Source organism: Ferrovibrio terrae, from assembly GCF_943372915.1.
GTDB classification, from domain to species: domain Bacteria; phylum Pseudomonadota; class Alphaproteobacteria; order Ferrovibrionales; family Ferrovibrionaceae; genus Ferrovibrio; species Ferrovibrio terrae_A.
This window is the reverse complement of record NZ_CALSAN010000016.1, coordinates 1-26,384: the sequence shown is the minus strand read 5'-3', so window position 1 is coordinate 26,384 and position 26,384 is coordinate 1. Positions and strand designations below refer to the sequence as shown.

At 61.8% G+C, this 26,384-nt stretch carries 27 protein-coding genes and 1 tRNA gene; 15 read left to right on the top strand and 13 right to left on the bottom strand.

Going from position 1 to position 26,384, the window contains the following annotated elements:
- Positions 1-11: 11 nt before the first annotated feature.
- On the bottom strand, positions 12-953 hold the full coding sequence (locus AAG821_RS12630) for a lysophospholipase (RefSeq protein WP_341912014.1): 942 nt from the start codon (positions 951-953) through the stop codon (positions 12-14).
- A gap of 112 nt (positions 954-1,065) precedes the next feature.
- Here AAG821_RS12630 and AAG821_RS12625 point away from each other — a divergent pair, with 112 nt between their 5' ends.
- The 4 genes from AAG821_RS12625 to AAG821_RS12610 all read left to right on the top strand — a co-directional run bounded on the left by AAG821_RS12625 (position 1,066) and on the right by AAG821_RS12610 (position 5,817).
- Entirely contained in the window at positions 1,066-2,466 is a 1,401-nt protein-coding gene (locus AAG821_RS12625; RefSeq protein WP_341912016.1) for an aspartate aminotransferase family protein, read from the top strand.
- A gap of 149 nt (positions 2,467-2,615) precedes the next feature.
- Positions 2,616-3,458: a hypothetical protein gene (locus AAG821_RS12620; RefSeq protein WP_341912018.1), complete on the top strand. Its 843-nt coding sequence runs from the start codon at positions 2,616-2,618 to the stop codon at positions 3,456-3,458.
- A gap of 263 nt (positions 3,459-3,721) precedes the next feature.
- On the top strand, positions 3,722-4,285 hold the full coding sequence (locus AAG821_RS12615; protein WP_341912021.1) for a TRAP transporter small permease subunit: 564 nt from the start codon (positions 3,722-3,724) through the stop codon (positions 4,283-4,285).
- 5 nt (positions 4,286-4,290) lie between these two features.
- Positions 4,291-5,817: a TRAP transporter large permease subunit gene (locus AAG821_RS12610; RefSeq protein ID WP_341912023.1), complete on the top strand. Its 1,527-nt coding sequence runs from the start codon at positions 4,291-4,293 to the stop codon at positions 5,815-5,817.
- A 52-nt stretch (positions 5,818-5,869) separates the two neighbouring features.
- On the opposite strand, the gene AAG821_RS12605 is transcribed toward AAG821_RS12610, so the two are convergent.
- Positions 5,870-6,994 carry a PQQ-dependent sugar dehydrogenase gene (locus AAG821_RS12605; protein ID WP_341912025.1) on the bottom strand — a complete coding sequence of 375 codons (1,125 nt, stop codon included), beginning with the start codon at positions 6,992-6,994 and terminating at the stop codon, positions 5,870-5,872.
- A gap of 95 nt (positions 6,995-7,089) precedes the next feature.
- On the opposite strand from AAG821_RS12605, the gene AAG821_RS12600 reads away from it, so the two are divergent.
- The 4 genes from AAG821_RS12600 to AAG821_RS12585 are packed head-to-tail and all read left to right on the top strand — an operon-like array spanning position 7,090 to position 10,893.
- Positions 7,090-7,677 (top strand): XRE family transcriptional regulator, encoded by a 588-nt coding sequence (locus AAG821_RS12600; protein ID WP_341912027.1) that lies wholly within the window; start codon positions 7,090-7,092, stop codon positions 7,675-7,677.
- Positions 7,674-8,171, top strand: coding sequence for an N-acetyltransferase family protein (locus tag AAG821_RS12595; protein ID WP_341912029.1), 498 nt, complete (start codon positions 7,674-7,676; stop codon positions 8,169-8,171). The genes AAG821_RS12600 and AAG821_RS12595 overlap by 4 nt, the downstream gene beginning before the upstream one ends.
- Positions 8,168-8,686, top strand: a complete 519-nt coding sequence (locus AAG821_RS12590; protein ID WP_341912031.1) for a GNAT family N-acetyltransferase — start codon at positions 8,168-8,170, stop codon at positions 8,684-8,686. The genes AAG821_RS12595 and AAG821_RS12590 overlap by 4 nt, the downstream gene beginning before the upstream one ends.
- Positions 8,687-8,736: 50 nt before the next feature.
- Positions 8,737-10,893 carry an FUSC family membrane protein gene (locus AAG821_RS12585; protein WP_341912033.1) on the top strand — a complete coding sequence of 719 codons (2,157 nt, stop codon included), beginning with the start codon at positions 8,737-8,739 and terminating at the stop codon, positions 10,891-10,893.
- On the opposite strand, the gene AAG821_RS12580 is transcribed toward AAG821_RS12585, so the two are convergent.
- The 3 genes from AAG821_RS12580 to AAG821_RS12570 form a co-directional block, all read right to left on the bottom strand.
- Entirely contained in the window at positions 10,877-11,062 is a 186-nt protein-coding gene (locus tag AAG821_RS12580; protein ID WP_341912037.1) for a hypothetical protein, read from the bottom strand. The two genes, AAG821_RS12585 and AAG821_RS12580, sit on opposite strands and share 17 nt — an antisense overlap.
- A 163-nt stretch (positions 11,063-11,225) precedes the next feature.
- On the bottom strand, positions 11,226-13,169 hold the full coding sequence (gene acs, locus AAG821_RS12575) for an acetate--CoA ligase (RefSeq protein WP_341912039.1): 1,944 nt from the start codon (positions 13,167-13,169) through the stop codon (positions 11,226-11,228).
- A 167-nt stretch (positions 13,170-13,336) separates the two neighbouring features.
- A complete protein-coding gene (locus tag AAG821_RS12570; RefSeq protein ID WP_341912041.1) occupies positions 13,337-13,804 on the bottom strand; it encodes a MarR family winged helix-turn-helix transcriptional regulator in 468 nt (155 codons plus the stop codon).
- A 220-nt stretch (positions 13,805-14,024) separates the two neighbouring features.
- Between AAG821_RS12570 and AAG821_RS12565 the strand changes: the two genes are divergently transcribed.
- Positions 14,025-14,543: a PaaI family thioesterase gene (locus AAG821_RS12565; RefSeq protein WP_341912043.1), complete on the top strand. Its 519-nt coding sequence runs from the start codon at positions 14,025-14,027 to the stop codon at positions 14,541-14,543.
- 7 nt (positions 14,544-14,550) lie between these two features.
- Here AAG821_RS12565 and AAG821_RS12560 read toward each other — a convergent pair whose 3' ends face one another.
- Complete coding sequence (locus tag AAG821_RS12560; RefSeq protein ID WP_341912045.1) at positions 14,551-14,778, bottom strand: DUF1127 domain-containing protein; 228 nt, start codon at positions 14,776-14,778, stop codon at positions 14,551-14,553.
- A 197-nt stretch (positions 14,779-14,975) separates the two neighbouring features.
- Between AAG821_RS12560 and AAG821_RS12555 the strand changes: the two genes are divergently transcribed.
- Positions 14,976-15,704 (top strand): helix-turn-helix transcriptional regulator, encoded by a 729-nt coding sequence (locus AAG821_RS12555; RefSeq protein WP_341912047.1) that lies wholly within the window; start codon positions 14,976-14,978, stop codon positions 15,702-15,704.
- 35 nt (positions 15,705-15,739) lie between these two features.
- Here AAG821_RS12555 and AAG821_RS12550 read toward each other — a convergent pair whose 3' ends face one another.
- On the bottom strand, positions 15,740-17,122 hold the full coding sequence (locus AAG821_RS12550) for an FGGY family carbohydrate kinase (RefSeq protein WP_341912049.1): 1,383 nt from the start codon (positions 17,120-17,122) through the stop codon (positions 15,740-15,742).
- Between the two features lie 11 nt (positions 17,123-17,133).
- Positions 17,134-17,445 (bottom strand): L-rhamnose mutarotase, encoded by a 312-nt coding sequence (rhaM, locus tag AAG821_RS12545; RefSeq protein ID WP_341912051.1) that lies wholly within the window; start codon positions 17,443-17,445, stop codon positions 17,134-17,136.
- A 121-nt stretch (positions 17,446-17,566) separates the two neighbouring features.
- On the opposite strand from rhaM, the gene AAG821_RS12540 reads away from it, so the two are divergent.
- Positions 17,567-19,213 (top strand): hypothetical protein, encoded by a 1,647-nt coding sequence (locus tag AAG821_RS12540; protein WP_341912053.1) that lies wholly within the window; start codon positions 17,567-17,569, stop codon positions 19,211-19,213.
- A gap of 4 nt (positions 19,214-19,217) precedes the next feature.
- The gene (locus AAG821_RS12535) at positions 19,218-19,742 is read left to right on the top strand and encodes a hypothetical protein (RefSeq protein ID WP_341912055.1); all 525 of its coding nucleotides are present in this window, start codon (positions 19,218-19,220) and stop codon (positions 19,740-19,742) included.
- A gap of 12 nt (positions 19,743-19,754) precedes the next feature.
- On the opposite strand, the gene AAG821_RS12530 is transcribed toward AAG821_RS12535, so the two are convergent.
- The 5 genes from AAG821_RS12530 to AAG821_RS12510 all read right to left on the bottom strand — a co-directional run bounded on the left by AAG821_RS12530 (position 19,755) and on the right by AAG821_RS12510 (position 24,014).
- Complete coding sequence (locus AAG821_RS12530; protein ID WP_341912057.1) at positions 19,755-20,342, bottom strand: hypothetical protein; 588 nt, start codon at positions 20,340-20,342, stop codon at positions 19,755-19,757.
- Positions 20,343-20,346: 4 nt separating this feature from the next.
- Positions 20,347-21,060 carry a glycosyltransferase family 2 protein gene (locus AAG821_RS12525; RefSeq protein ID WP_341912060.1) on the bottom strand — a complete coding sequence of 238 codons (714 nt, stop codon included), beginning with the start codon at positions 21,058-21,060 and terminating at the stop codon, positions 20,347-20,349.
- Positions 21,057-21,464, bottom strand: coding sequence for a GtrA family protein (locus tag AAG821_RS12520; protein WP_341912061.1), 408 nt, complete (start codon positions 21,462-21,464; stop codon positions 21,057-21,059). Before AAG821_RS12520 ends, AAG821_RS12525 begins: the two co-directional genes overlap by 4 nt.
- A 3-nt stretch (positions 21,465-21,467) precedes the next feature.
- Positions 21,468-23,114: an NTP transferase domain-containing protein gene (locus tag AAG821_RS12515; protein WP_341912063.1), complete on the bottom strand. Its 1,647-nt coding sequence runs from the start codon at positions 23,112-23,114 to the stop codon at positions 21,468-21,470.
- Between the two features lie 63 nt (positions 23,115-23,177).
- A complete protein-coding gene (locus tag AAG821_RS12510) occupies positions 23,178-24,014 on the bottom strand; it encodes a hypothetical protein (protein WP_341912065.1) in 837 nt (278 codons plus the stop codon).
- Positions 24,015-24,212: 198 nt separating this feature from the next.
- Between AAG821_RS12510 and rhaI the strand changes: the two genes are divergently transcribed.
- The 3 genes from rhaI to AAG821_RS12495 all read left to right on the top strand — a co-directional run.
- Complete coding sequence (rhaI, locus tag AAG821_RS12505) at positions 24,213-25,505, top strand: L-rhamnose catabolism isomerase (protein WP_341912067.1); 1,293 nt, start codon at positions 24,213-24,215, stop codon at positions 25,503-25,505.
- Between the two features lie 91 nt (positions 25,506-25,596).
- Positions 25,597-25,670: transfer RNA gene (locus tag AAG821_RS12500), tRNA-Gly, on the top strand.
- Between the two features lie 599 nt (positions 25,671-26,269).
- Positions 26,270-26,384: LysR family transcriptional regulator (locus tag AAG821_RS12495; protein ID WP_341916298.1), on the top strand; the 115-nt coding region annotated here is incomplete at its 3' end.

Sequence of the window (26,384 nt, the reverse complement as noted above, 5' to 3'; positions counted from 1 at the left end):
AACGAACCCGGCTACAGGCAGCGCCGGAAGAAGGCGATGATATCCGCCGTTACGGCGTCGCGGTTGGTTTCATTCAGCAGTTCGTGGCGCGCTGCGTCGTAGAAACGACTTTCCACCCGCGTCAGGCCGGCCGCGGCATAGGCATCCAGCAGCTGTTGCAAGCCGCGGCCGCCGCCGGAAACCGGATCATGCCGGCCGGCTATGACAAAGACCGGCAGGGTCTTGGGGATGCGGGCCTGGTGCTCGGGCCGCGCGATGGCGGCCAGCCCATCCAGAAAATCGACCCAGGACTGCACCGTGATCGGAAAGCCGCAGAAGGGATCGGCAATGTATTTGTCCACCTCGGCCGGGTCGCGCGACAGCCAGTCGAAATCGGTGCGCTGCGGCTGGAACCGTTTGTTGAAGGCATCGAAGGACAGGGCCTGCACCAGCGGGCTGATGCCACGCCGGCCGCGCCGCAGGCGCTCCAGCCGGGTCACCAGCCGGCCAAGCCCTGCGATCGCCGGCGGCTTGCCGTTCGAGCCGCAGAGCACGCAGCCGGCCAGCAGATCGCCATGCTCGTAGAGCAGCTGCTGGGCCATGAACGACCCCATCGAATGGGCAAACAGCAGCACAGGCTTGCCGGGATGGCGCTGCTGCGCCAGCCGGCAAGCGGCCGCCAGATCGCCGACCGCGCGATTCCAGGTATCGGTATCGCCCATATGACCGAGCAGTTCCGGGCCGGGCACGGAATGGCCATGGCCGCGATGATCGAAGCCATAGGCGGCAAAGCCGGCGCCGTTCAGGGCAGCGGCGAAGCGGGCATAGCGCCCGGCATGTTCGGCCATGCCATGGGCGATCACCACCACCGCCTGAATCGAGTCTGCCGGCGGCAGCCAGGCATAGCCCGACAGCGTGAGGCCATCGGCCGGTGAAACCAGCGTGATGTTCGGGGCGATACCAGGGGAAGACATGGCCCCAGTGTAACCAGCGATTTGCGTCATCGGTAGAGTCGAAGTTTTGACAGATCGCCGATTTCGCCGTCTACTGAGTACCTCTCCCGGACCCCACAGACAGGTTGATCCAATGCCGACTCCCCAGTTGCCCAACTCGATGGCCGCCCGCGACATCGCCCATGTGCTGCATCCCTATACCAATCTGGTGAAGCACGAGACCGTCGGACCGCTGGTGATCGAACGCGGCAAGGGCATTTATGTCTATGACGACCAGGACAAGGAATATATCGAGGGCATGGCCGGCCTGTGGTGCGCCGGCCTGGGCTTCAGCGAAGCATCGCTGGTCGATGCCGCCATCGAGCAGATGCGCAAGCTGCCCTACTATCACGGTTTCGGCCACAAGACGACCGGACCCGTGGTGGAACTGGCAGAGAAGCTGAAGGAACTGAGCCCGATCAAGCTGGCGAAGGTGTTCTTCGCCGAGGGTGGCTCGGGTGCCAATGACACGCTGATCAAGCTGATCTGGTATTACAACAACGCGCGCGGCAAACCCGAGAAGAAAACCATCCTGTCGCGCATCAAGGGCTATCACGGCGTCACCGTCGCCAGCGCCAGCCTGACCGGTCTGCCGGCGAATCATAAGGATTTCGACCTGCCGATCGCACGCATCAAGCATGTCGATTGCCCGCATTATTACCGCTTTGCACAGGACGGCGAGAGCGAGGCCGAGTTCGTCACCCGCCTGGCCAAGAATCTGGAGGACTTCATTCTCCAGGAGGGGCCCGACAATGTCGCGGCCTTCTTCGCCGAGCCGATCATGGGCGCCGGCGGCGTGATCCTGCCGCCCAAGGGCTATTTCCCCGCCATGCAGGCCGTGCTGAAGAAATACGACATCCTCAGCGTCTCAGACGAAGTGATCTGCGGTTTCGGCCGCACCGGCAACTGGTGGGGCGCGCAGACGTTTGACTACAAACCCGACTTCATCTCCTGCGCCAAGCAGCTCTCCAGCGCCTATCTGCCGATCTCGGCCGTGCTGGTGCCCGAGCATGTCTATGAGGTGATCCGCGACAATTCGGGCAAGATCGGCACCTTCGGCCATGGCTTCACCTATGGCGGCCATCCGGTAGCAGCCGCCGTGGCGCTGCGCACGCTGCAGATCTACGAAGAACGCAACATCGTCGGCCATGTGAATGCCGTGGCACCGCGCTTCCAGGCCCGCCTGAAAAAGCTGGCCGACCATCCGCTGGTTGGCGAAGCGCGCGGCACCGGCCTGATCGGCGCCACCGAACTGGTCGCCAACAAGAAGACACGCGCCAACTTCGCCCCCACCGCCGGCGTCGGCGCCGCCTGCATGGGCTTTGCCCAGGAGGAAGGCCTGATCATCCGCGCGATGGCCGGCGACGTGATCGGCTTCTGCCCGCCGATGATCATCACCGAAAGCGAAATCGACGAGCTGTTCGACCGGTTCGAGCGCGCCTTGGCCAAGACGCTTGCCTGGGTGTCTCAGCAGGGCCTGACCGCAGCGGCCTGATGCGCGGCATGCGCCGGCCGGTCATGGCAACCGCTAACCGGCCGGCGCACCGCATTGCATCCTATCCTTTTGAGGGGGTAACCGGCTGGTTCCTCTGCAACTGGAATGTGTTAAGGTTAATGTAACATACACCAGCCAGTATCCCGCGGATGATCGCCGATAACCAAGCGCATAGCCAGGAAGCCAACGAACTGGTTTCGCGTATCGAACAGCGCGCCATGTACATCTTCAAATTCACTGAAGATGTGAACGAGAAGCGCAACACCGTCACTGGCTTCCGCAAATTCTCCACCCTGGTCGACGACTTCCACCAGGCCGCCGAGATCGCCGAAGGGCGGCTCTCGGTGCTGAAGACCGGCCGCCGCGATGAACTGCGCCGCTTCGTGTCGCAGTTGCGCGCGAAAATCCTCAAAGTCGAGATCGACGTCAAACAGAGCTATCTCGAGAACCTGATCGAGGCACGCTCGGCCCTGCCCTATGGCGCGCGTGAATTCTTTGCCTCGCGGCTGAAGCGGCTGGAAGAACTGAGCAGCCTGCTGGTCGACGGCCCCGAAGCCGGCGGCACCGCCGACCAGCTGCTGATCCATATGCGCCAGATGCTCAGCCATCTGATGGAGCAGGCGCCCCAGCTCGAGGTCTTCGAACGCGACCCGGACTGGCGACCGACCCAGCGCAGCGTGCCCACCGGCCGGCCGGCCGCGGCGCCGGCGCCGCGCGCCGCCAAGACTGCCACGCTGGAGATCAAGCCGATCCGGCTGACCGGCCGCGACGAATGGGGCCGCGTCTTTCTCGACAAGGGTTCGTTTGACCAGATCACCGTGGCCTGTCGGGCGCGCGGAATTAACCTGGACCAGGTTGCCTCGAAATTGGGCATTACCCGGGTGGCCCTCACCCTGATTCTCAACGGCCAGGACCCGATTGCCCGCAACCAGCTGGATGTGCTGCACCGGATCATTAACAATTATAACACCAATACCGGCGAAATGGGCTGAACCGGGGGGATATCCCTTGCCGGCGGACGGTCCTAAACCCCTAAAATTTATGAAATTTTTCGTGCCCTGACCGGGGCATGTCGATTATAAATGGCCCCGGTCGCCGGCCGGGGCTTTATCGAGCGATCCGCATAGAATAAATACGCCCCGCAACAGGGAACGCCGGTTCCGGATCCGCCTGCAGGCAAGATCCGGCGCCACATCAACCATTCGGGTCACGACGGCCATTCATCATCGGCCTGCTGTGAAGGGGGATTTATTGCATGCGTCTGCTCTTGGCTTTCAGTTCAGCCGTTGACCGTTTCAACGACTGGGTCGGCCGCATGGTCTATTGGGCCATCCTCGTCGCCGTGGTGATCAGCGCCGGCAATGCCTCGGTGCGCTACATCTTCCACAACAGCTCGAATGCCTGGCTGGAAGTGCAGTGGTATCTGTTCTCTGCCGTCTTCCTGCTCTGCGCCGGCTATACGCTGCTGCGCAACGAGCATATCCGCATCGACGTGATCGTCAGCCGCTTTTCCGAGCGCACGCTCACCTGGATCGACATCATCGGCACCGTGCTGTTCCTGCTGCCGATGGCCATCGGCATCATGTATCTGTCCCTGCCCGCGGTGGTCGACTCTTTCGTACGCAACGAAATGTCGAGCGATGCGGGCGGCCTGATCCGCTGGCCGGTGAAGGTGCTGATCCCGATCGGCTTCCTGTTCCTGATCCTTCAGGGCCTGTCGGAGCTGATCAAGCGCATCGCGTTCCTGCAGGGCCTGATCCCGAACCCGGCACCGAAAAAACAGGATGCCCATAGCCCCGTCGAAGGCGCCGCGGAGTAAGAAAAATGACACAGTTCCTGATCGACAACATGGCGCCACTGATGTTTGTGGCGCTGGTCTTCTTCCTGCTGTTCGGTTATCCGGTCGCCTTCGCGCTGGCCGCCAACGGCCTGATCTTCGCCTTCATCGGCATCGAGCTGGGCCTGCTGACGCCGGCCCTGCTGCAGGCGCTGCCCGAACGCGTGTTCGGCATCATGCGCAACGACACGCTGCTGGCGATTCCCTTCTTCACCTTCATGGGCCTGATCCTCGAACGATCCGGCATGGCGGAAGACCTGCTCGACACCATCGGCCAGCTGTTCGGCCCGCTGCGTGGCGGCCTCGCCTATGCGGTGATCTTCGTCGGCGCATTGCTGGCGGCAACCACCGGCGTGGTGGCGGCCTCGGTGATTTCGATGGGCCTGATCTCGCTGCCGATCATGCTGCGCTATGGCTACGACCGTAAGCTGGCCAGCGGTGTCATTGCCGCCTCGGGCACGCTGGCCCAGATCATCCCGCCCAGCCTGGTGCTGATCGTGATGGCCGACCAGCTCGGCCGTTCGGTCGGCGACATGTATGCCGGCGCGCTGATCCCGGGCCTGATCCTGTCGGCACTCTATGCCGGCTATGTCTTCATGGTCACCATCATCTTCCCCAAGGCGGCGCCGGCGCTGCCGATGGAAGCCCGCTCGCTGCGCGGCATGCAACTGCTCATCCGCGTGCTGGTGTCGCTGGTGCCGCCGCTGGTGCTGATCTTCCTGGTGCTCGGCACCATCTTCATCGGCGTTGCCACGCCGACCGAAGGCGGCGCCATGGGCGCGGCCGGCGCCATGATCCTGGCGCTGATGAAGCGCAAGCTGGACTGGTCGCTGATGCGTCAGGCGATGGACTCAACCGCCAAGCTGTCGGCCTTCGTGATCTTCATCCTGATCGGTTCGACCGTGTTCGGCCTGACCTTCCGCGCGGTGAACGGCGACCTCTGGGTCGAGCATCTGCTGACCAGCCTGCCTGGCGGCCAGCTCGGCTTCCTGATCGTCGTCAACATCATGGTCTTCCTGCTGGCCTTCTTCCTCGATTTCTTCGAGCTGGCCTTCATCGTCGTGCCGCTGCTGGGGCCGGCGGCCGAAAAGCTGGGCATCGACCTGATCTGGTTCGGCGTACTGCTGGGTGTGAACATGCAGACCTCGTTCATGCACCCGCCGTTCGGCTTCGCGCTGTTCTACCTGCGCAGCGTGGCGCCAGTGGCCGATTATATCGACAAGATCACCGGCAAGCTGACGCCCCGGGTGACCACCGGCCAGATCTACTGGGGCGCGGTGCCCTTCGTCTGCATCCAGATCATCATGGTCGGCCTGGTGATCGCCTTCCCGGAAATGGTGACCGGCATGCTGGATCGCGGCACCGGTGTCGATCCCAACACGATCCAGATCGAACTGCAAAGCGATCCGACGATCGAGGAAAAAGCCGACGACGCCGAGGACACCCCGCCATCCTTTGGCGAGCCCGATGCCGATCCGGATACCGAAGAGGAAGAAGAAACCAAGGCCGACTGATGCGGCCCTGACGAAAAGCCCGGCATCGCCAAGATGCCGGGCTTTTTGTTGCCTAAGGGGCGGGTTCCAGCCGCAGGATGCGACCGCGCGGACTGTCGGTGGCGAGATAGAGGAAACCATCGGGCCCGTCGCGCACGTCGCGGATATTGTCGCCGATCTCCTTCAGCATCTGCTCCTGCCGCACCACGCGCGTGCCATCCAGCACCACGCGATGCAGGGTGCCGAATTTCAGCGAACCGACAAACAGGTTGCCGGTCCAGCCCGGCATCTTGCTGCCGCTATAGAAGGCCATGCCCGAGGGCGCGATTGACGGCGTCCAGTGCAGCAGCGGCTGCTCCATGCCCGGTGCCGCCGTACCGACGCCGATCTTCGCACCTGAATAATCGATGCCGTGGGTGATCACTGGCCAGCCATAGTTCTTCGCCCGCTCGGGGATGTTGATTTCGTCACCACCCTGGGCGCCATGTTCGTGCAGCCAGACGATGCCGGTCTGCGGGTGCCGCGCCATGCCCTGGATATTGCGATGCCCGTAAGACCAGATTTCCGGGCGCGCATCGCTGCGACCGACAAAAGGATTGTCCGCCGGCACGCTGCCATCCTTGTTCAGCCGCAGCAGCTTGCCCAGATGCACGTTCAGATTCTGCGCTTCATCGCGCCGGTAGCGCTCACCGACACCAAGCCACAGCTTGCCATCACTGCCCACCACGACACGGCTGCCGAAATGCAGACCGCCGGAGACCTTCGGCTGCTGGCGGAACAGCACCTTCACATCGGTCAGAGTGGTCTCGTTGAAGACGGCGGTGGCCAGCGCCGTACCGGCGCCGCCGTCGCCGGGTTCGGCGTAGGTGAAATACAGCAGGCGGCTGCGCGCGAAATCCGGATCGAGCGTGACATCCAGCAGGCCGCCCTGACCGCTGTCATACACCTTCGGCACATTGCCCAACGGTGGCGACAGCGCACCATCCTTGGCTACCACCCGCATGCGCCCCGGCCGCTCGGTCACCAGGATGCGGCCATCGGGCAGGAAGGCCATGCCCCAGGGATTTTCCAGGCCGCTGGCCACCGTCACCACCCGCAGGCTGGCAGCCTCGGTGCGGATGACCGGAACCGGCTGGGCCACGGCCACGGGCGCCGCCAGCATGGCCAGCAGCAGGGGAGCAGTCAGGAATCGGCGCATGCATCTCTCCACGGTCTTTACATGCTCTGACATAGGAGCAGGCGTTAGCAAACCCAGCTTGACCGATATTGTCTTATATAATAGACGATTGTCTTATGAATGAGACACCCGCCGCTTCAGACGATATCGAGGCCCGCATCGCCGGCCGGCTGAAAAGCCGCCGCGAGGAACTGGGCCTGTCGCTGGCCGATCTGGCCACCCGCAGCGGGGTCAGCAAGCCGATGATCTCCCGGATCGAGCGCCGTGAAGCCAGCCCGACCGCCGCCCTGCTGGGCCGGCTCTGTGCCGGCCTCGACATCACCCTGTCCGGTCTGATGGCAGCGGTGGAGGATAAAAGCCTGGTGCTGCTGACCGCCGCCGCCCAGCCGGTCTGGCGCGACCCGGAAACCGGCTTTGAGCGCCGCGCCGTGACACCGGCCGGCACCGGCTCGTCGGTGGAAATCGTGCAGGCCACCCTGCCGCCGGGCGCACGCATCGCCTATCCCGCGCTGCCGCTCGGCGCCTATGACCAGCACATCCTCGGCATCAGTGGCCAGCTGCGTTTTGAAAGCGGCGCCGAGCATTTCCTGATCGGCCCCGGCGATTGCCTGCATTGCGCGCTGGACCAGCCGCATGCCTTCGCCAACGAAACCGGCGAGCCCTGCCGCTACCTTGTGACGATTGCCAGACGGAAGACACGATGATCGAGATTCGGGACGCCACACTTGAGGATTCAGAAGCGATCCGCGCCATCTACAACGATGCCGTGCTGAATACCACGGCCGTGTTTGACTATGTCGCGCGCGAGCCGCAGGCCCAGCGCGACTGGATGACGATGAAAGCCGACCAGAAGCTGCCGGTGCTGGTTGCCACCGATGGCGCGGCTGTCGTGGGCTACAGCAGCTTCGGCCAGTTCCGCCCGTGGCCGGCCTTCCTCTATTGCGTGGAGAATGCGATCTACATCGCACCCGACCGGCGCGGCCAGGGCATCGGACAAAAGCTGCTCGCAGCCCTGGTCACCGTGGCGACCCAGCGCGGCCTGCGCAGCATGGTGGCGGCGATTACGGCGGAAAATGCCGCCAGCCTGCGCCTGCATGAAAAGCTGGGTTTCACGCGCACCGGGCTGATCCGCGATTCAGGCTGGAAATTCGACCGCTGGCTCGACCTGGTTTTCCTGCAGCGGATGTTGCAGTCATGACCATCGCCATCCTGGATGCCGCCGGCGCCGAAGCCGCACTGGATGATCTTGCCACGGTGCTGCACGACAGCGTGCTGCATGGCGCCAGCGTCAATTTCGTGCAGCCGTTTCCGTTGGCCGATGCGCGCGCCTACTGGCAGCGCCAGCTGCCGGACTTGCGCACCGGCAAGGCGGTCCTGCTTGTGGCCAGACAGGACGGCGATATCGCCGGCACCGTCATGCTGGGCCTCGATACGCCGCCCAACCAGCCGCATCGCGCCGATGTGAAGAAACTGCTGGTGCACAGCCGGGCACGGCGGCGGGGTCTGGCGCGCGCGCTGATGCAGGCCATCGAGTCCGAAGCACGCCGCCATGGTCGCAGCCTACTGACACTGGATACCGAGCATGGCAGTGCTGCCGAGCCGCTTTATCACAGCCTCGGCTATATCCTGCTCGGCATCATGCCAGGCTATGCTCTGTCGGCGGATGGAACGGCCGCACAGCCCTGCGCGTTTTTCTACAAGACACTGACCTAACACCGGCCTCGCGATGCCACGCGGCCTGCGCTAGACTCAGGCTCAGCATCATGCCGAACCCGTTCAACCTTTCGATCTTCGCCCTGCCGGCGCAACAACTACTCAGCGGCGCCACGGCTGCTGCGGGTGTCGCCATCGTCGCGCTGGCGACCGGCCTATGGCTCGGCTCTGCCGCCGCGGCCGTGGTGGCAGTGGGCGCAACCTGCGCCAGCATTGTCGACACCCCGGCGCCGCCCGGTCATAAACGCATCGCCTTCCTGATCGTCATCCTGTTCGACAGCCTGGTGACGCTTGGCATCGGCCTGAGCGAGCAGAACCTTGTCGCCCAGGCCGGCATTGTCGCCATCACCAGCTTTGTCGCCGCCATGCTGACGATCTATGGCAAGACCATGCTGGCGCTGTGCATGTCGATGATCCTCTCCATGGTCTTTGCCTTCGGCGTCGAGATCGGTGGCGGCGCAGCCGCCGTGCATCATGCCCTGCTGTTCTTTGCCGGGGCCGTCGCCTATGCCGCCTTCGGCATGGGGATGAGCCATGCCCTGGAGGCCCGCCACAAGCAGATCGCCCTGACCGGCACACTGGATGCCTTTGCCGCCTATGTGCGGGCCAAGGCGGCGCTGTATGATTCCCGCATCAGCGTGGAGGCGAGCCATGCCACCCTGATCGAGCGCCAAGTGACGCTGATGGAGCAGGTGGAAGCGGCACGCAACCTGCTGTTCCGCCACATGCAGGCGCCGCGCGAACGACAGATGGCCGCCGCACTGATCGCCACGCTCGATACCTTTGAGATCATCCTCTCCAGCCAGACCGATTACTGGCTGCTGCGCCGCCAGTTCGCCGGCCAGCGTGACAGCGGTGCGCTGCTGGAGCGCATCCGCATCGGCGTGCAGCATACCGCCCTGCTGATCGAGGATATCGCTAATGAAATTCGCGATGGCAGGCCGAGCCCATCATTGCATACGCTGCGCAACGAATTCGCCGCCATCGCTGAAAAGCTGCAGCAGGTGGCGCCCCTGGAGAGCAGTGATGGTGATACCGAGCATGGGGCCGCCCTGCTGGAACTGCGCGCCACGCTGGAGCGGATCGGCCATGCCATCGAAGCGGTGGAGCGCCTGCAGCAGGTGATCCGCCAGTCCGACACCGCAGAGATGGTGCTGGCCACCATCAGGATCGAGGAATTCCTGCCCCCGCGCCCCTACCGGTTGCAGCTGTTGCGCCGCCATCTGCGCCTGACCTCGCCGATTTTTCGCTATGCCCTGCGCCTGACGGCGGCAATGCTCTGCGCCTTTGTCATCGCAGCAGCGCTGACGCATTACTTCAGCCACGGCAGCTGGATCCTGCTCACCGTGGCCGTCATCATGCGCGCCAGCTACAGCGCCACCCGACAACGCCAGAAGGATCGCCTGGTCGGCAACCTGATCGGCTGCGTGCTGGCCGCCGTGGCCCTGCATCTGCTGTCCGATCCGGTGCTGCTGGGGCTGTATTTCGCCAGCATTGCGCTGGCCCATGCCTATGCCCCCGTGCGCTACCTGATCACTTCGACCGCCGCCTGCGTGATGGCACTGCTGATGATGCATTTCCTCAGCCCGGCCAGCGGCTCCCTGCTGGCCGAGCGTCTGCTGGATACCGCCATCGGCGCCGGCATTGCAGCATTGTTCAGTTTCGTGCTGCCTTACTGGGAACGACAGAGCCTGCCACAACTGACGGCCGCATTGCTGCGCGCCAACCGCAAATACGCCCGCCAGGCGCTGAAGCGCAATCCGCCCGAACAGAGCTACCGTTTGGCCCGCAAGGATCTGTTCGATGCTGGCGCCGATTTCGCCGGCGCGCTGCGCCGCCTGGCCGCAGAACCCGGTGCCGGCACGGCCGACATGACACGGCTGCAGGCTTTCCTCTCGGCCAATTACCGCATGATGGCACAGCTGGCGGCGCTGCATGTGCTGCTGCGGATGCGCGGACGCGATCTCGACCCGGCGGTGGCCGAGGCTGTTCTGACGCGGCATCGCCCGACCCTGCTGAGGCTGCTGGGTGCCGAGACGGATACCGAATTGTCAGTTGATGACGCGGACGACCGCCCAGCTGCCGCCGATCAATGGCAGATGGCGGCAGCTTTGATGCAGCGGCTGCAACAGGCCGAATCGGTAGCGCGGCAGATCAGCGACCTGGCCGCCGGCCTGCAGATCGCGCCACTCAGGCGCGGAACATGAAATACCAGGCCAATGCAAAGGCGATGATCACGCCGGCAAGGCCGAAGCCCAGCACATAGCGCATGCGATGCAGTTCGATGCCACCCCGTGCATTCTGTGTTGATATGACGCGCCCGCCGGTTTCAGTGTCGACTTTCTCCCTGGGCCCGTATCGCGTTTCTATAGCCATGAGATGCCTCCGGTGTTTGATCCCGTAGACATAAGCCCTGCCGGCTGACATAGGTTCCCGCCAGCCAGGCTTAGCCGCCGCACAAACAGTTCGGGCGCCTGGATCACTCCAGACGCCCGGCGTCGCGCCTCCCGGTTTTTTTATGCTGCGACGGTTCGTTCGCTCAGCCGCGATTCATGCGGTTATTGACCAGATCATCCACCACACTGGGATCGGCCAGCGTGCTGGTATCGCCCAGTGCCGAATGTTCGTTCTCGGCGATCTTGCGCAGGATGCGGCGCATGATCTTGCCAGAGCGCGTCTTTGGCAGGCCTGGCGCCCACTGGATCAGATCGGGCGATGCGATCGGCCCGATCAGCGTGCGCACATGCTGCACCAGTTCCTTGCGCAGCTCTTCGGTCGCCTGGATGCCGGTCTTCAGGGTGACATAGGCATAGATGCCCTGGCCCTTGATGTTATGCGGATAACCCACCACGGCGGCCTCGGCCACCTTGGGATGGGCGACCAGCGCGCTTTCCACTTCGGCCGTGCCCATGCGATGGCCCGACACGTTGATCACGTCGTCGACGCGGCCGGTGATCCAGTAGTAACCATCGGCATCGCGGCGGCAGCCGTCGCCGGTGAAATACTTGCCGGGGAAGGTGCTGAAATAGGTGTCGATGAAACGCTGGTGATCGCCATAGACCGTGCGCATCTGGCCCGGCCAGCTGTCGCTGATGCACAGGTTGCCCTCGGTGGCGCCCTCCAGCACCTTGCCTTCGCCATCCACCAGCTCCGGCTTGACGCCGAAGAACGGCAGTGTCGCCGAACCCGGCTTCTGGCCGATGGCGCCCGGCAGCGGCGTGATGAGGATGCCGCCAGTCTCGGTTTGCCACCAGGTATCGACGATCGGGCAGCGGCCGTCGCCGACCACGCGGTGATACCACAGCCAGGCTTCCGGGTTGATCGGTTCGCCCACCGAGCCGAGCAGGCGCAGGCTGGCACGGCTGGTCTTCTTCACCGGTGCCTCGCCTTCGCGCATCAGGGCGCGGATCGCGGTGGGCGCGGTGTAGAAGATGTTGACCTTGTGCTTGTCGATCACCTGCCAGAAGCGCGAGGCATCGGGATAATTCGGCACGCCCTCGAACATCAGCGAGGTGGCGCCATTGGCCAGCGGCCCGTAGAGGATATAGCTGTGACCGGTGACCCAGCCCACATCGGCGGTGCACCAGTAGATGTCGCCATCGTGATAGTCGAAGACATACTGATGTGTCATCGAGGCAAATACGAGATAGCCGCCCGAAGTGTGCAGCACGCCCTTCGGCTTGCCGGTCGAGCCCGAGGTGTAGAGGATGAACAGCGGATCTTCCGCGCCCATCGGCTCCGGCGCGCAGGTTGCCGGCACCTTGGCGGCTTCGTCATGCAGCCAGACATCGCGGCCGGCCTGCATATCGATCTTGCCGCCGGTATGTTTCACCACCAGCACCGTCTTCACATTCGGGCAGGTTTTGAGCGCCGCATCGGCATTGGCCTTCAGCGGCACGCCGCGGCCGCCGCGCAGGCCCTCGTCGGCAGTGATCAGGAACTGGCTGTCGCAATCCTGGATGCGGTTGGCCAGACTGTCAGGCGAGAAGCCGCCGAACACTACCGAATGCACCGCGCCGATGCGCGCGCAAGCCAGCATCGCATAAGCGGCCGCCGGGATCATCGGCAGGTAGATGGTGACACGATCGCCCTTCTTGACGCCCTTGGCCTTCATGATGTTGGCCATGCGGCAGACTTCATCGTGAAGCTGCTGGTAGGTGATATTTTCGGATTTGTTCGGGTCGTCGCCTTCCCAGATGATCGCGGTCTGGCTGGCGCGTTTGGCCAGATGGCGGTCGATGCAGTTGGCCGAGACGTTCAGCACGCCATCGCCGAACCAGCGGATATGCAAATCCTTCTTGTCGAAGGAGACATCCTTCACCTGGCTGAAGGGCTTGATCCAGTCGACGCGCTTGCCTTGCTCGCCCCAGAAGCCTACCGGGTCTTTCACCGACTGCTCGTACATGGCCTTGTATTTGCCGGCATCGGCCCAGGCGCGCTTGGCCCAGTCGGCGGCCACGGGGAACAGTTCGTTATCGGCCATGGTGCGGCTCCCTTCATGCTCTTCCGGCCGGTCGAGGTGTTTCAACCTGCTGGCCGGCGGCGTTTCCTCAGTCGGGCCGGATGATGCCCGCTGCGGCGCAACCGGACAAGGCGGGCTGCCCCGGCTTTCGACCAAAGCATAGCCCGATCAAGGCCTAAGTCTAAGGATCAGAGGTCGTTGGCGACGCTGCTGCCGGCCGCTGCAGGCAAACCTGCAATGGTGGCTTCCAGACCCTGCATCAGGCCCCGGAACTGCGGGCCCAATGCGGCCTGCGCTTCATCCTGCGCGGCACGCCACAGCGCCACGCCGGCGCGATAGGCGGCCCGGCCCTCGCGGGTGGCCCGCACCAGCTTGGCCCGGCCCTCGCCGGCCGGCGCCACCTCGACCAGGCCGGCGGCGATCATCGGCCTCAGGTTGCGGCTCAGGGTGCTGCGATCCAGATCCAGCGCTGCGGCCAGTTCAGTGATGCTGGGCGGGCGGCCATTCTGCTTCTCACAGGCCGCCGCCATGCCAACCAGGCTGTATTGCGGCAGGCCCAGACCGATCGGGGCCAGGCGGCTGGTATAGAGCGCACTGGCCCGGCGGGCGGCGGCGCGCAGCTGGAAGCACAGGCACAGATCGCGGCCGTCGGGCATCGGCGGCGGCAGGGTGAAGACCTCCCCGGCTGCTGCCGGGGCAGACAACGGGCCGGAAGACGGGGCTTGCGGTGGGCGGTTCATAACGTGTATATACACGATGCACGGCAGCCCGACAAGCCATCCTCCCGGTTTCACCGGACCACCGGCGCTGCCGCGAACTTCCGGCCTCCCCATTTTTGCCCGCCGGACCAGAAACGACCCGAGACAGGACCCCGCCATGTCTGCCGCCCCGCTTCCGCCCGCCCGCTCCGCCGATCTGCACCCGCCCAAGGGCGGGCGCTATGCGCCGATCCCGCTGGAGACGTTGCGCGAGATGGCGGGCATCGAGCTGTTTCGCAAGCTCATGAGCGGTGAGCTGCCTGGCGCGCCGATCGCCGAACTGATGAATATGTGGATTCATGAAGCCGAACCTGGCCGCATCGTGTTTGCCGGACGGCCGGATCTGCAGCACTACAATCCGATCGGCAGCGTGCATGGCGGCTATGCCGGCACCATGCTGGACAGCTGCATGTCCTGCGCCGTGCAGTCGATGCTGCCCAAGGGCATGGGCTACACCACGCTGGAATACAAGGTCAGCCTGGTGCGCGCGATCTCGCACAAGACCGGCACGGTCTATGCCGAAGGCACCGTCATCCAGGTGGGCAGCCGCGTCGGCACGGCAGAGGGCCGCATCGTCGATGCCACCGGCAAGGTTCTGGCCACCGGCACCACCACCTGCCTGATCTTTCCGATCTGATTCACACTCAGCGCGACCAGCCCGGTTTGCGCAGCTCGGCCCAGACATCGGCCTGCGTCAGGCCGAGATCCTTCAGCGCCGCATCACTCAGCTCGGCCAGCTGCTCACGCTCACGCATCCGTCGCTGCGCGGCAACAACCTGAAGCAAGATGGTCGTCAGCAGACCTTGCGGCTTTTGCCGCTGGTCTGCCGACAGGTCGTGGTCGCGCGCTATGACGATCATGGTCTGGGGCATGGCGAGGCTCCTTTTTTATGATTCGGTTCCGCAGTCCTATCCGACGGCGATGACGCTGTGGTGACGATAGACCGGCGCACTGACACCTGCTGTCACCAGCATGCGCGGCCAGGCTTCGCACCGCCACCTGCAACGCTACGGCCGCGGCCGAACTGTTGCAGATGGACGACAGCAGATGGCCGGCCTAGAGTCGCACCATGAGCAGCAACGACCCCCATGTGGCCAAGATAGCCGCCCTGATCGGCGATCCGGCACGTGCCAATATCCTGAAGGCGCTGATGGATGGCCGCGCCCGCACTGCCAAGGAACTGGCGCAGATCGCCGGCGTGTCGCCACAGACCACCAGCGGCCACCTGGCCAAGCTGTCCGATGGCGGCCTGCTTGGCCTGGCCAAGCAGGGGCGGCATCGCTACTACCACCTGGCCAATGCGCAGGTGGCCACGGCAATCGAAAGCCTGATGGCCCTGGCCGGAGAGCGGCCGCTGCCAAAGCACCACCACCACACCCGCGTGGCCGGGGCACTGCGCGCCGCACGCACCTGCTACGACCATATTGCCGGCAAGCTCGGCGTCTGCCTCTTTGACCAGCTCATCGCGCGCGGCTGCCTGCTCCCCAGCGGTGAGGATGAGTTTGTTGTGACGGCGGCGGGTAAACAGCTGTTCGCAGGCCTGCAGATCGATGTGGACTCGATTGCACAGGGAAAACGCCGTTTCGCCCGTGCCTGCCTGGATTGGAGCGAGCGCAGCCCGCATCTGGCCGGCAGCCTGGGGGCGGCGCTGGCCGACCGCTGCTTCAAACTGGGCTGGCTGGAGCGGCGCCGGGACAGCCGGGCGGTGACCCTGACCCGTGCCGGCGCGGCCGGTCTGGGCAAGCTGTTCGACCTCACCCCGGACCAGATCGCCGCCACCATGGCAGATACACATTGAGCGCCGCGCCACCCAAGCTTGGGATAACGTTTCACTCAGGCCGAAGCGGACAAGACGGCATCCCGCTGCGCAACACCAGCGCGCCAGGTTGACTGATAGTCCGCAAGTCCATTCAGTGCCCAGGGAGACACGACTTGCAAGGCAGGGAGAGTCGCGTGCAGCGACGGCTGCCCCAGCAACCAGGCGCCTAGCGTTGTACCCTGGATATCATCCGAGATAAAAACCCTCCGCGGCGCCAGCAAGGCCGCGAGAATGCCTGTATAGGCGGCGTTGGCGGCGAAAGGTCCATCGATATAAACATCCCCGTGAGTCTCGAATCGCCGGACCACATCCTCGGTCAATAATGCCAAATATAGGCATGCGAGCGGCACGGCTGCAGCATCGCCTTGGATGGAACCAGTGTGCTGGCGGTACGGCCCGCCCTGTGGTGCAAAAGACGGCCAGCACCACGCCTTGCTGTCTATGATACTTTGAATCTCCGCAAAACCCGCCTGCCGCGAGACCGACGAGGAACCGGCGATCGCCTCATACTCGCGCCCCCCCATGAAGCGGGCGCAGGGAACCGGTTTGCCGAAACTGTCGATATTCGCCAGCATGTCTCTGGCCGGATCAAGGCGGCGCGGATCTGCCCCACCGGCGAACACCACCACCCATGTGCCGGTGGAGATCGCCGTGGCGTTGGCAGCCGCACCGGCCGCCAGATACCGCAGATACGTCGCGTTACTGTCATGAATGCCGTTGACCACCATGCACTCCGGCGGCAAGCCCGTGCGCGCCGCCACCGCCGGCAGAATCGGTCCGAGCCTGTCCCAGGCGGGCCGCAGAGCAGGAAACAGCCGGGCGATATCCAGCCGTTCCAGCCAACTGGACATGCGGTTCTCCGCGATGTTCCACAGATCGGTATGACAACCCAGCGAGGTGATCTCGCTGGCCATGACACCGGATAACCGCCATGCCCAGTATTGGGGATACAACAGGATGGCCGTGACATTCCGGAAATCCCGCGCCTGCCGCAACCAGTATAGTTGCCGCCCCAGATTCAGGCCGGCCGGCAATGCTGGAGATCCAGTCAATGAATAATCCCGTGCGAGCGCCTCATAGTCGCTGTCGGCAGACTCTGGCAGGATCCACTCATAGTCCATGACCGGGAAGGCTAGTCGATCACCGGCCAACACCGCTGCCGTGGCACCATGCGTAACTGGAATGATGCAGCGGATATCCGCTTCAAGCCTGGCGAAATCAGTCAATACATTCAACAGCCACTGCCATACGTCATCGACGCGGAGATGCGGATAGGGGGGCAGGTCCGCCATCATGCTGTCGGTCTGCTGCTGAGCGAGAATGCGCCCCTGCGCGTCGATTAACGACGCCTTGAGTCGCGTCTTGCCGCAGTCGAAGACAATTGAACAGGCAGGCATCCTCAAACCCCTTAATCCAGCCGGAAGACCTCTCGCAGGGGTATCGCGACCGGCGATCCATCCGGGTTCGTCTCCATGATATCCTTCATGTAATCCCACCAGCGTCGCATGATCGGATGATCCGGCAGGGCATCCACCGTGTTGCTCTCGGCAACCTCCAGGACAGCAAACAGCTTCCCGCTGTCCGCTTCCAGGAAGATCGAATAGTTCGATATTCCCGATTGGCGCAAAAGCCCAGTCAACTCAGGCCATATTTCATCATGCCGCCGACGATACTCATGCTCGTTCCCAGGGTTCAACCGCATCACGAAAGCCCGCCGCATTCCACGCTCCCAAGGTTCATTCTCCGCTGGCCGGCCTCGAAGACAGGGCCGTCAGCAGTGCACAAAGCAGATCATTTTTGATATACACGATCAAACACGTTGTTAATAATCACGGACCCTCATGTTCATAGAATATATTGTCTTCACCGGCATGCTGCTTGTGTATGCAGGTACTGGCTATATGCTGGGGGCGCGATCTCTACTCACGGCCATTCTGCTAGGATTGGGCAGCGCCGGCATCGCCGCCAATATCCTGGCAGTTTCCGGGCCCGCGCTGATCAAGCCGGCACTGTTCGGGCTTGCCGCTCTGGGCGGCCTGGGTCTTTACCTGACTCGACATATCAACATCCTGTCTGTCGATAAAAGCCGGCTTCTAAAAACTGGCATCCTGACCGACGCTCTACTGCTGTTACTCGTCGCCTGGATATTCCGCTTCCTCGAAGCGCACCTTTATATTTTCGAACCGCATGATGTCCTGTATTTCAGCCCCGCCCTGGAGATGCTGAAGGCCGACTATTTCGATTCCCTGCGGCTCTTCACCTATTATCCGGAGAAGATGGCGAGCTTCCATCATTTCTCCAGTGGCATCCTGGCCGCATTGCTGGCACCCGTGAAGACCCCCACCATGATCGACGCCGTTAATGCACGATACGTCATCATCGTCGTCTGCATGTTTCTATTCCTGCGTCCGCTGCTGCGGCGCCACGCTATTCTGAGCCTGCTGATCTTCTTAGCCCTTCTGACCATCTACGGCGAGGAAATCAACTACAGCCTGACAATATCCTCCTACTTCTACGTGCTGCTGCTGTTCGGCATCAGCGCGATTCTAATCCGAAGGAAGGAACCGCCGCAGGTTTTCGTGCTCCTGTTGTTTGTGCTGACTTGCGCCAAGGGACCAATCTTCTATTCCGCCTTCCTCGCCGCGCTGTTTGCCGGCGCCGTATTCTGGCGCCAGATCAACAAGCCGATCTTCGGACTGTACCTGATCCTCGTGCTGACAGCTGTGGCGTGCTGGATCGTCCCGCCGCCGCCATATGACGGACAGGAACTCGGCCTGACGATCTATCGTGGCATACCCGCTGCCGCCGCGCAGGAAGCCATGAGCGCTGTAACAGGCTGGACCCTGCGTGACCCGGTGGTGCGCCAGATCACGGCATGGTTCGGAGCAGACTCGCTTTTAACTGCTTTGTCGCTGCTACTCATCAACACGGTCAAATACTACCTTGCCGGCTTCATGGCCGTTTATGCACTGGGGCGGAGATTTTCCGGGCCCCACGATGCCAGGCCGGTACTTGATCAACACAAGATGGGGATGGTACTCGCGGCCTATATCGTGCTGTCGCTCGCCGGATTTCTGTGGATCCGCAACGGACTGACCGCCGCGCATCAGGCACACGGCCCGTTGCTGGCTGCCGCGCTGTCAGCGGCGGTACTATCTGTCTGGGCCTCGGAACGCCAATCTATCGTCCGACCGTTGTTGATATGCGCTGGACTTCTGGTTTTGTATGCGCCCCACCCCAATGAATTCTCGCTGCCGAATTATCATGTTCGACAGGGCCGCCTTACAGAATCCGATACCGGGAAATCCACTTGGAAATTTGGAGAACCGTTGCCCGCGCCTTCTAAGGATGGCTGGTACAAAGCGGCGCAGGGAGAGACCATGATCATGAGTGAAATACTGGCGGGCCTGACTGGCCAACGCCTCAGAATTACCGACGCACCTTCCGCTCCGGAAGGGGTTATTCGATATTGGCGGACTGGGAAATAGCATCATGAACAGCAATCATACTCTGACCGGCATTCGCGATCTTTTCAGCGGCAAGGCGCCAGCATCGGCCACGATGCGCGTCAGCGTCGATACGGATGGCAAGGTCTTTCTCTGTCGTATTCCGGAGCTGTCCCTATCGGCGCACGGCAAGACGGCGGAGGAAGCGCATGCACAGCTCGCGAAGCAGATCGCCGAGATCGACAGCATGCTTGGAGAAGGCGACAGCCCGATTGCAAAGGTTGCCCGCATACAACGAGTCGAGGGACTGAACCGGCGCCTGCGGAAGACCTCGTTCGTTCTGTTGGGACTGTCGCTTCTGTTCTTCGCCGTCACTATCACCGTAGTTCCATTGCTTGACGTCAAATCCGCACTGTTCTCAACCGCATCCAACACACTGCACAACGGCATAGGCAAGCTGGCTGATGTCCTCACGCGCATGGACCCTGAGCGGAAGAAAAAACTGGCCGAAGATATCGGCACAATCCGCCAGTTCATCGATGAGATGCTGGCTGACCGGAAGCCCCAGTAACGGCGGAACCGGCTAGGCCCACAGGCCGGGCATTTTCGTGCAGACCGCATCTGGCACGACGCCGGATGCCTTGAGCATCGCGCGCATGGCGGGAATTTCCACCAGCCCGTCCCGACCATGCAGTTCGGGCGAGACGATGCATGTCTTGATCCGGGCCGCGCGGAACTTCGCCGCGGCAACTGCATCCAGCGGCAGATGAGTGAAACAATCTACCCAGACCCAGTCTATTTTGCCCGCCAGGCTCATGGCAGTTTCAATCGATTCGAATTCGGAATAGCGGATCGCCACGCGACTTTCGCCAGAACGCACCGTGCGGATCAGAAAGGGAAAAGATTGATCGAGAAAAAAGAAATCCTCGATACCGCAGCGCTTCATGCAATCCAGCAGTGCCTGCTCCAGCCCCTCTTCCTTGACATTCAGGATGACAAAGCGATGGCGATAATGTTCAAGCCAGTCATTGAACCGCAGTCCCGGGGTAAAGGGGTCGTGATGGATGATCAGGTCGGCGCCATGGCTACGAATATCAACCTCGACTCCGAATTCGATTGGCGTCTCGCGCAGTTGATCGATGGTATTGCGGCGGTGCGAAATCACAAGCATGACCTTACCTTTCGCTTCTGAACAGGCGCCAGCTGTATGCCACAATCCGGCGCGTAAGACGCATCTTCGAGCGCCAATCGACATTCCAACTCGACATACCGGCCAACCGCTGGCGGAAATCGACAGGAATCCGGATCACCGACAGATGATCGCGCCGGGCGGCGTAATAGGCAAATAGGTCGAACGAGAAATCGAACGGCGGCGTGCCCCAACTTTCCATGAACCGGCGCGGCATCAAGGTTGGCTGTGCATTGATATCCCACAGCGGCACCCGCAGCAGACAGGTCTCGAAAACCGCCATACCCCAAGTAAAGATACTGTCACCCAGCGCGCGATGCCGGCGGGTACCCTTGACAAAGACAGTCGCCGGTCTGTCAGTATTGCCAAATAGCGCCAATGCAGTGACCGCATCCATCGGATCGGTCTGCATGTCGGCATGGGTCCAGCCGACAATCTCACCATCCGCCGCCTGAAGTCCGCTCCATATACCGAAGCCATATCCCAGGTTGCGCTCGACCGTCACCATCTTCAGCCCGGGCTGCTGCTGTACAAGTGCTGGCAGGATCGTCGCCGTATTATCGCCCGAGCCATTATCAACCAGCAGAATTTCCATCACAGACGGTCCGCCCGCAGCGGCGATCGCCTGCTGGCAGCGCGCAACCAGTGCCGGCAGGTTGCCGGCCTCATTGAAACAGGGAATGACCAGAGAGAGTTTCATGACCGCATGATCGATCGGTCGGATGCCGCCAGAGCCCAGTAGCGCAAGCCGATGAAATTCAGCGCCGCCGATACGCCAGTCGCCATCACAAAGGCAGCCACGATGGCAATCGGATCACGGCCGATCAGCAGCAGAACTCCGTAATTGATGACCGAGTTCACACAAAGCGTGACCGTGAAAACCGCGTAGGATTTCAATAACTGGTGCCGGCCATGGCTGACACGGAAGGTGAACCATCGGTTGGCGCTATAGCTGAACAGACCGCCGAGTAGGAAGCTGGCTATCTTAGCCGGCACCACCGGGACCGAAGCAGCCATCAACAGAAGATAACAGGCGAAGTCCAGCCCGACGGTCAACAGGCCGACAATAATGAAACGCCCAACCTCTCCATACAGCTTCGCCAAGCGTTAGCCTCTGCCCTGTCCGCCAAGCGCACCCGCGATGACCGCGTCGCGCTGTCCGGCGGGTATCATGGGGTCACGCATCATATCATAAGGATGCCCAGACCAGCGATGGAACCCGGCCTGCCAGTACAGGAAGGTGTCGAGATCTTCCGGCGTTCCCCAGTTCAGAAATGCGTCCACTTCAATGATACGCGCCTTCAGCCCCATCTCGATGGCCGCATTGACGCAGGCATCAACATAGAATTCACCGCCGACACGCCGTTCCTGGCTGAAAATCCGTTCCGCCGAAGCCACAAAATCAGCAGCGCGCTTAAAGGTGAACCCGCCAAGCACCACCGGATCGTGGAACGGATCGTTCAAGGGATGCTTAACCGACACGCTCCGGCAGACATCACCTTCGGCCTCCACCCAGCTATAGGCGCCGGGCGTGAGGTCGACGCAGGGCAGGCCGCGCGCCGTCCATACCACAAGATCGACATCCGCATCTGCCATAAGGGCATGAAACCGCGCGGCGGAGTAGGTCACGGCGGAATCGCAGGCCATGATGGTCAACGGCGCGTTGCCGTCTACATCCGCCAGGGCATGCACGCAGGTGCGCGCCTGACCATCCGTCGGGGCGGCAAGCAGATGGAACTCAGCCTGCGGGAAAGCTTCGCGCAGGCTTGCCTGCAGGGTTCCCAGCCCAGCCGTATCGGCGCGCAGGACGAAAATCGTCCGCTCGGCCCGCGGCATCGCCAGGGCGGCCTGCACCGCCATCGGACGACCGGATACAGGGATCAGCGGTTTGATCGTGGTGATGCCGCGCTGGGCAAACCGCTGCCCCAGACCGGCCATCGGCATCAGCAGCGTGCCTGCCTGCGCGGCGGCGGGCCGCGGCGCGACAATGCTGGCAAAGGCCCGATGCCAGGAGCGATAGTCCGACACATCCTCTGGCGTTCCCCAGTTCAGGAAATGGGGAATCTCGAAGATGCGGATATCACGCCCCTGTTCCAGCAGCGGCTTGTAGGCCAAGCTGATGAAATACTCGCCAACCGCAGAGATGTTTTGGTCGACCACCGCCTGACAGGCGCGCTTGAGCAGCGCGCCGGAGGCAAAGTAATAAATGCCGCTGGACGCGTATTCGTTGATCGGATCCACAGTGAAGGGCTGCTTTTCCTGAATATCGATGACGTGCCCGGCGGATTCACGGATATAGGCGTGAAACATTGAGCGGCGAAGATGTGGATGGAAACCACGATAGGCCGGAATGACGCCGTCGTAATCACCTTGTGCAATAAAGTCGACTAGTTGCGCCCAATCGAAAACCGAAACGCAATCGCAATAGGTGACCACAACCGGTCGATCATCGTCGATCCGGTCGGCAGCCGCCAGGGTGGAATGTACCGGCCCCAGTTTGTGAGACGGAATGCCGACGATCCTAGCCTGTGGTGAAACCTGCGCCAATTGAGCCGCCATGGCATAAGCCGGATCGGCAAGATGCTCGGCATTGCAGATGAGCAGCGGGTCGGCGATGCTGCCAAACTGACCGAGGATATGGGCAATCATCGGCTGCCCATCGATATCGATCAGTGGCTTGGGCGTTTTGTAGCCGGCCTGGCGAAACCGCTCTCCGAACCCGGCCATCGGCACAACAAGCTGCATCTGGCTCATCACCGTCACCCCGTCCCCTAGCTGATCGAATGCGGATAACCGCAGTCAATCCTGCTGCACGCCTTAAGCACCAATCAGACCGGACAGGTACTCCTGTTGGGGTTTGGAGCGAAACAGGTTGAAACCATTCCGGGCAACGGTTTTCAGCTTGTCCAGATTATCCAGGTAATGCTCACAAGTCTCGACCACAGACTCATACGGCGCGAATACGATGCCTTCTCGATAGGGATCTTCCAACTGATGGTCAGCGCCCGGCTCAGAAATAACAAATTTCTCATTTGAGAGCAGGTAGGACACCCGCACGATCTCGAAAATGCGTGCTGCATAATAATGAATATTCAGCACGATCTTGGAACGCGCGATATAACCATCCCGATCGGCACCGTATACGCCGTTTAGGAAAACCACCTTACGCCCGACGCCTTCGAGTGCATCCATGATGGCGACGCGGCGCTCGCTGCGCAGGCCATACATCAGAACGTCTATATCCTGCTCTTGCTTGGGGATACGGCTCAATTGCGGCACATAGCCGATCCCGCAAAACCGCACGTTTTGCACGCCCATCCGATGCAGGCGTTCAATATTCAGCCGGCTGTAATCCCAGACTTCGTGATTGCGCAGCTGCTGCAGGTACAACTCCGTCAGCCAGGGGCTTTCGTCATAAATCTGTTCAAAATTGAATAAGATCGCATCGGCAGGGATCTGCGATGAGGACTGCTCGTTCAGCAGATTACATCCCAGGACGATCGGCCGGCCGACAACATCGTTGCGGCGGCGCACGATCGGCAGGGTATGTCCGAGCGCCTGGAAGCCGTAAGAAAGCGATTCGGCAACCTCATCAAGGCCATGTGCGCGAGAATCTCCGTCCGGCGTAACGATCCAAATTGAATGAGTGGACATAATATATTCTAAGCCGTCGCTTTCTCGTCTTCATGCCGACTTACCGGGGCTAACCCAGCCATCAAGACATGCTTCAACCTGCCCGCCTCGAGGCGGCGCTAATGTAGAGCGTGTAACATCACGCCCCCCCCTGTACAAGATGGCAAAAAGCAAATCTAATGCCGGATTATTGACTAATTATGCAGAGTTATCCGTCCTATGGATCATCTTGCCCGTCTCGAAGCGCAGGTCGCTGACCATAATCGGACCTTGTTGCCAGATTTACAGTCGGCCTATCAGGCGCTGGGCGCCAATCTGGCCCGTGCCGACATCGACATCGATCGAATAACCCTTCTGGTTCAATCCTTTAAAATGGCCATCCCATCATGGGGCGTGGGCGTGGGCGGTACCCGCTTTGCCCGCTTCCCGATTGCCGGCGAACCCCGTAACGTGGATGAGAAACTACAGGATTGCGCCGTTATTCAGCGGCTCGTCCGTTGCACACCCTTGGTTTCTCTTCATTTCCCCTGGGACAAGGCCGCCGATTTCCGCACGCTCAAGCAGTTGGGCGATTCTCTCGGCTTGGGCTTCGATGCTGTCAATTCTAACACCTTCCAGGACCCTCCCGGCCAGACTCTGTCGTACAAGTTCGGCAGCCTGAGCCACAGCGATGCTGCGGTTCGCGATCTGGCGATCGCACATAACATTGAATGCATTCACCATGGCGAGCAATTGGGCTCTAAGGCCCTGACGGTCTGGATTGCCGATGGCGCGAACTTCCCAGGCCAGCAGCATATGCGAAAGGCACTTGACCGCTATCTCGACAGTATGGCGAAAATCTACGCAGCCCTGCCGGCCGACTGGACGCTGCTGCTGGAGCACAAGCTATACGAGCCCGCCTTCTACGCTACCGTGATTGCCGACTGGGGCACCAGCTTTGCCTGCGCCCAAATGCTGGGGGAAAAGGCCCGCTGCTTGGTGGATCTCGGCCATCACGCGCCGACCACCAACATCGAAATGATCGTCGCACGCCTGATCCAGTTCTCGAAGCTGGGGGGCTTCCATTTCAATGATAGCAAGTATGGCGACGATGATCTCGACAGCGGCTCGATCGATCCTTTCCGGCTGTTCCTGGTCTTCAATGAACTGGTTGATGCGGACAGCGCCGGGATATTGGCACCGCCAGCCTACATGATGGACCAGTCGCACAACATCACCGATCCAATCGAAAGCCTGATGATGAGCAGCCGCGAAATCTTGCGCGCCTATGCGCAGGCGCTGCTGGTCGATCGCCCCGCATTGCATGCCCATCAGGACAGCAATGATGTGGTCATGGCGGTTGAAACCCTGCGCAAGGGCTTCCAGACGGATGTCGGGCCTATCCTTGCTATGGCACGCTATCGGTTGGGCGGTGCCATCGATCCCGTTGGCGCATACCGGCACAGCGGCTATCGCGCGAAAATGACTGAGCTGCGCCCCAAGGCAATGATAGCCGGCGCTGGCATCGTCTAGCCGGTAGCGTGCAGCTCCTAGGCGATCATAAGGACCGGTTGCATGGTCGAAACCTGTTGGTTATGGTTCTGACAAGGTTACCCACACACGGGCGGGTGTAGCTCAATGGTAGAGCAGAAGCTTCCCAAGCTTACGACGGGGGTTCGATTCCCCTCACCCGCTCCAGAACTTAGCGATTGATAAGCCCGTAGAGCTTACGACGCCGCGTTCCTATCCCTTAAAATCAAACGCTAAACAAGCCAAGCCCAGCCGTTTGGGACAATTTGGGACACTGTAAGCAAAAAGCCGCAGTTGAAATCTTCTGTACCAATCATCGAAAAACGTAGAAATGGCGAGTACCGCGCCAAGGTGCGACGGAACGGCGTCAGTCAGAGCAAAAACCCTCGAAACGCGCCGCAGCGCTGAGGATTGGGCCACACAAGTTGAAGACTGGATTTAAACGGGCAGGCACCGCCGTACAGGCCCACCATGATCACGCTGGAAGTCGCGATCGAGTGGTTTCTGGATCGCGGCGCATCTCGGCACGCTAGCAATCACTTGTCCATGGCAACTGCTGGCTTGGTATGATCTTCACCGACTGGCCATTGCAGGCGATCTCAAAGGCTGACCTGGAAGGATGCCGACGGGCCACACTGCCGAAAGCAGCCGCAAGCCGGTAGGCCACCTGCAGACCTCGCGGAGCTGACCGGCTGGCGGTAAGGGATATGCCGGCTTCGCACTAGCCGTGGACGAAGATCGGACTGACAAGATATGCTCCACCAAGCATGGCACAGGAACTCGCTGATATCGAACTGGCCCAGCTCCGGCTGTTCGCCGAGGTGGCCGATCTTGGCAGCCTCACCAAAGCGGCGGTTATGCTGGATACGGCACAGCCTGCCA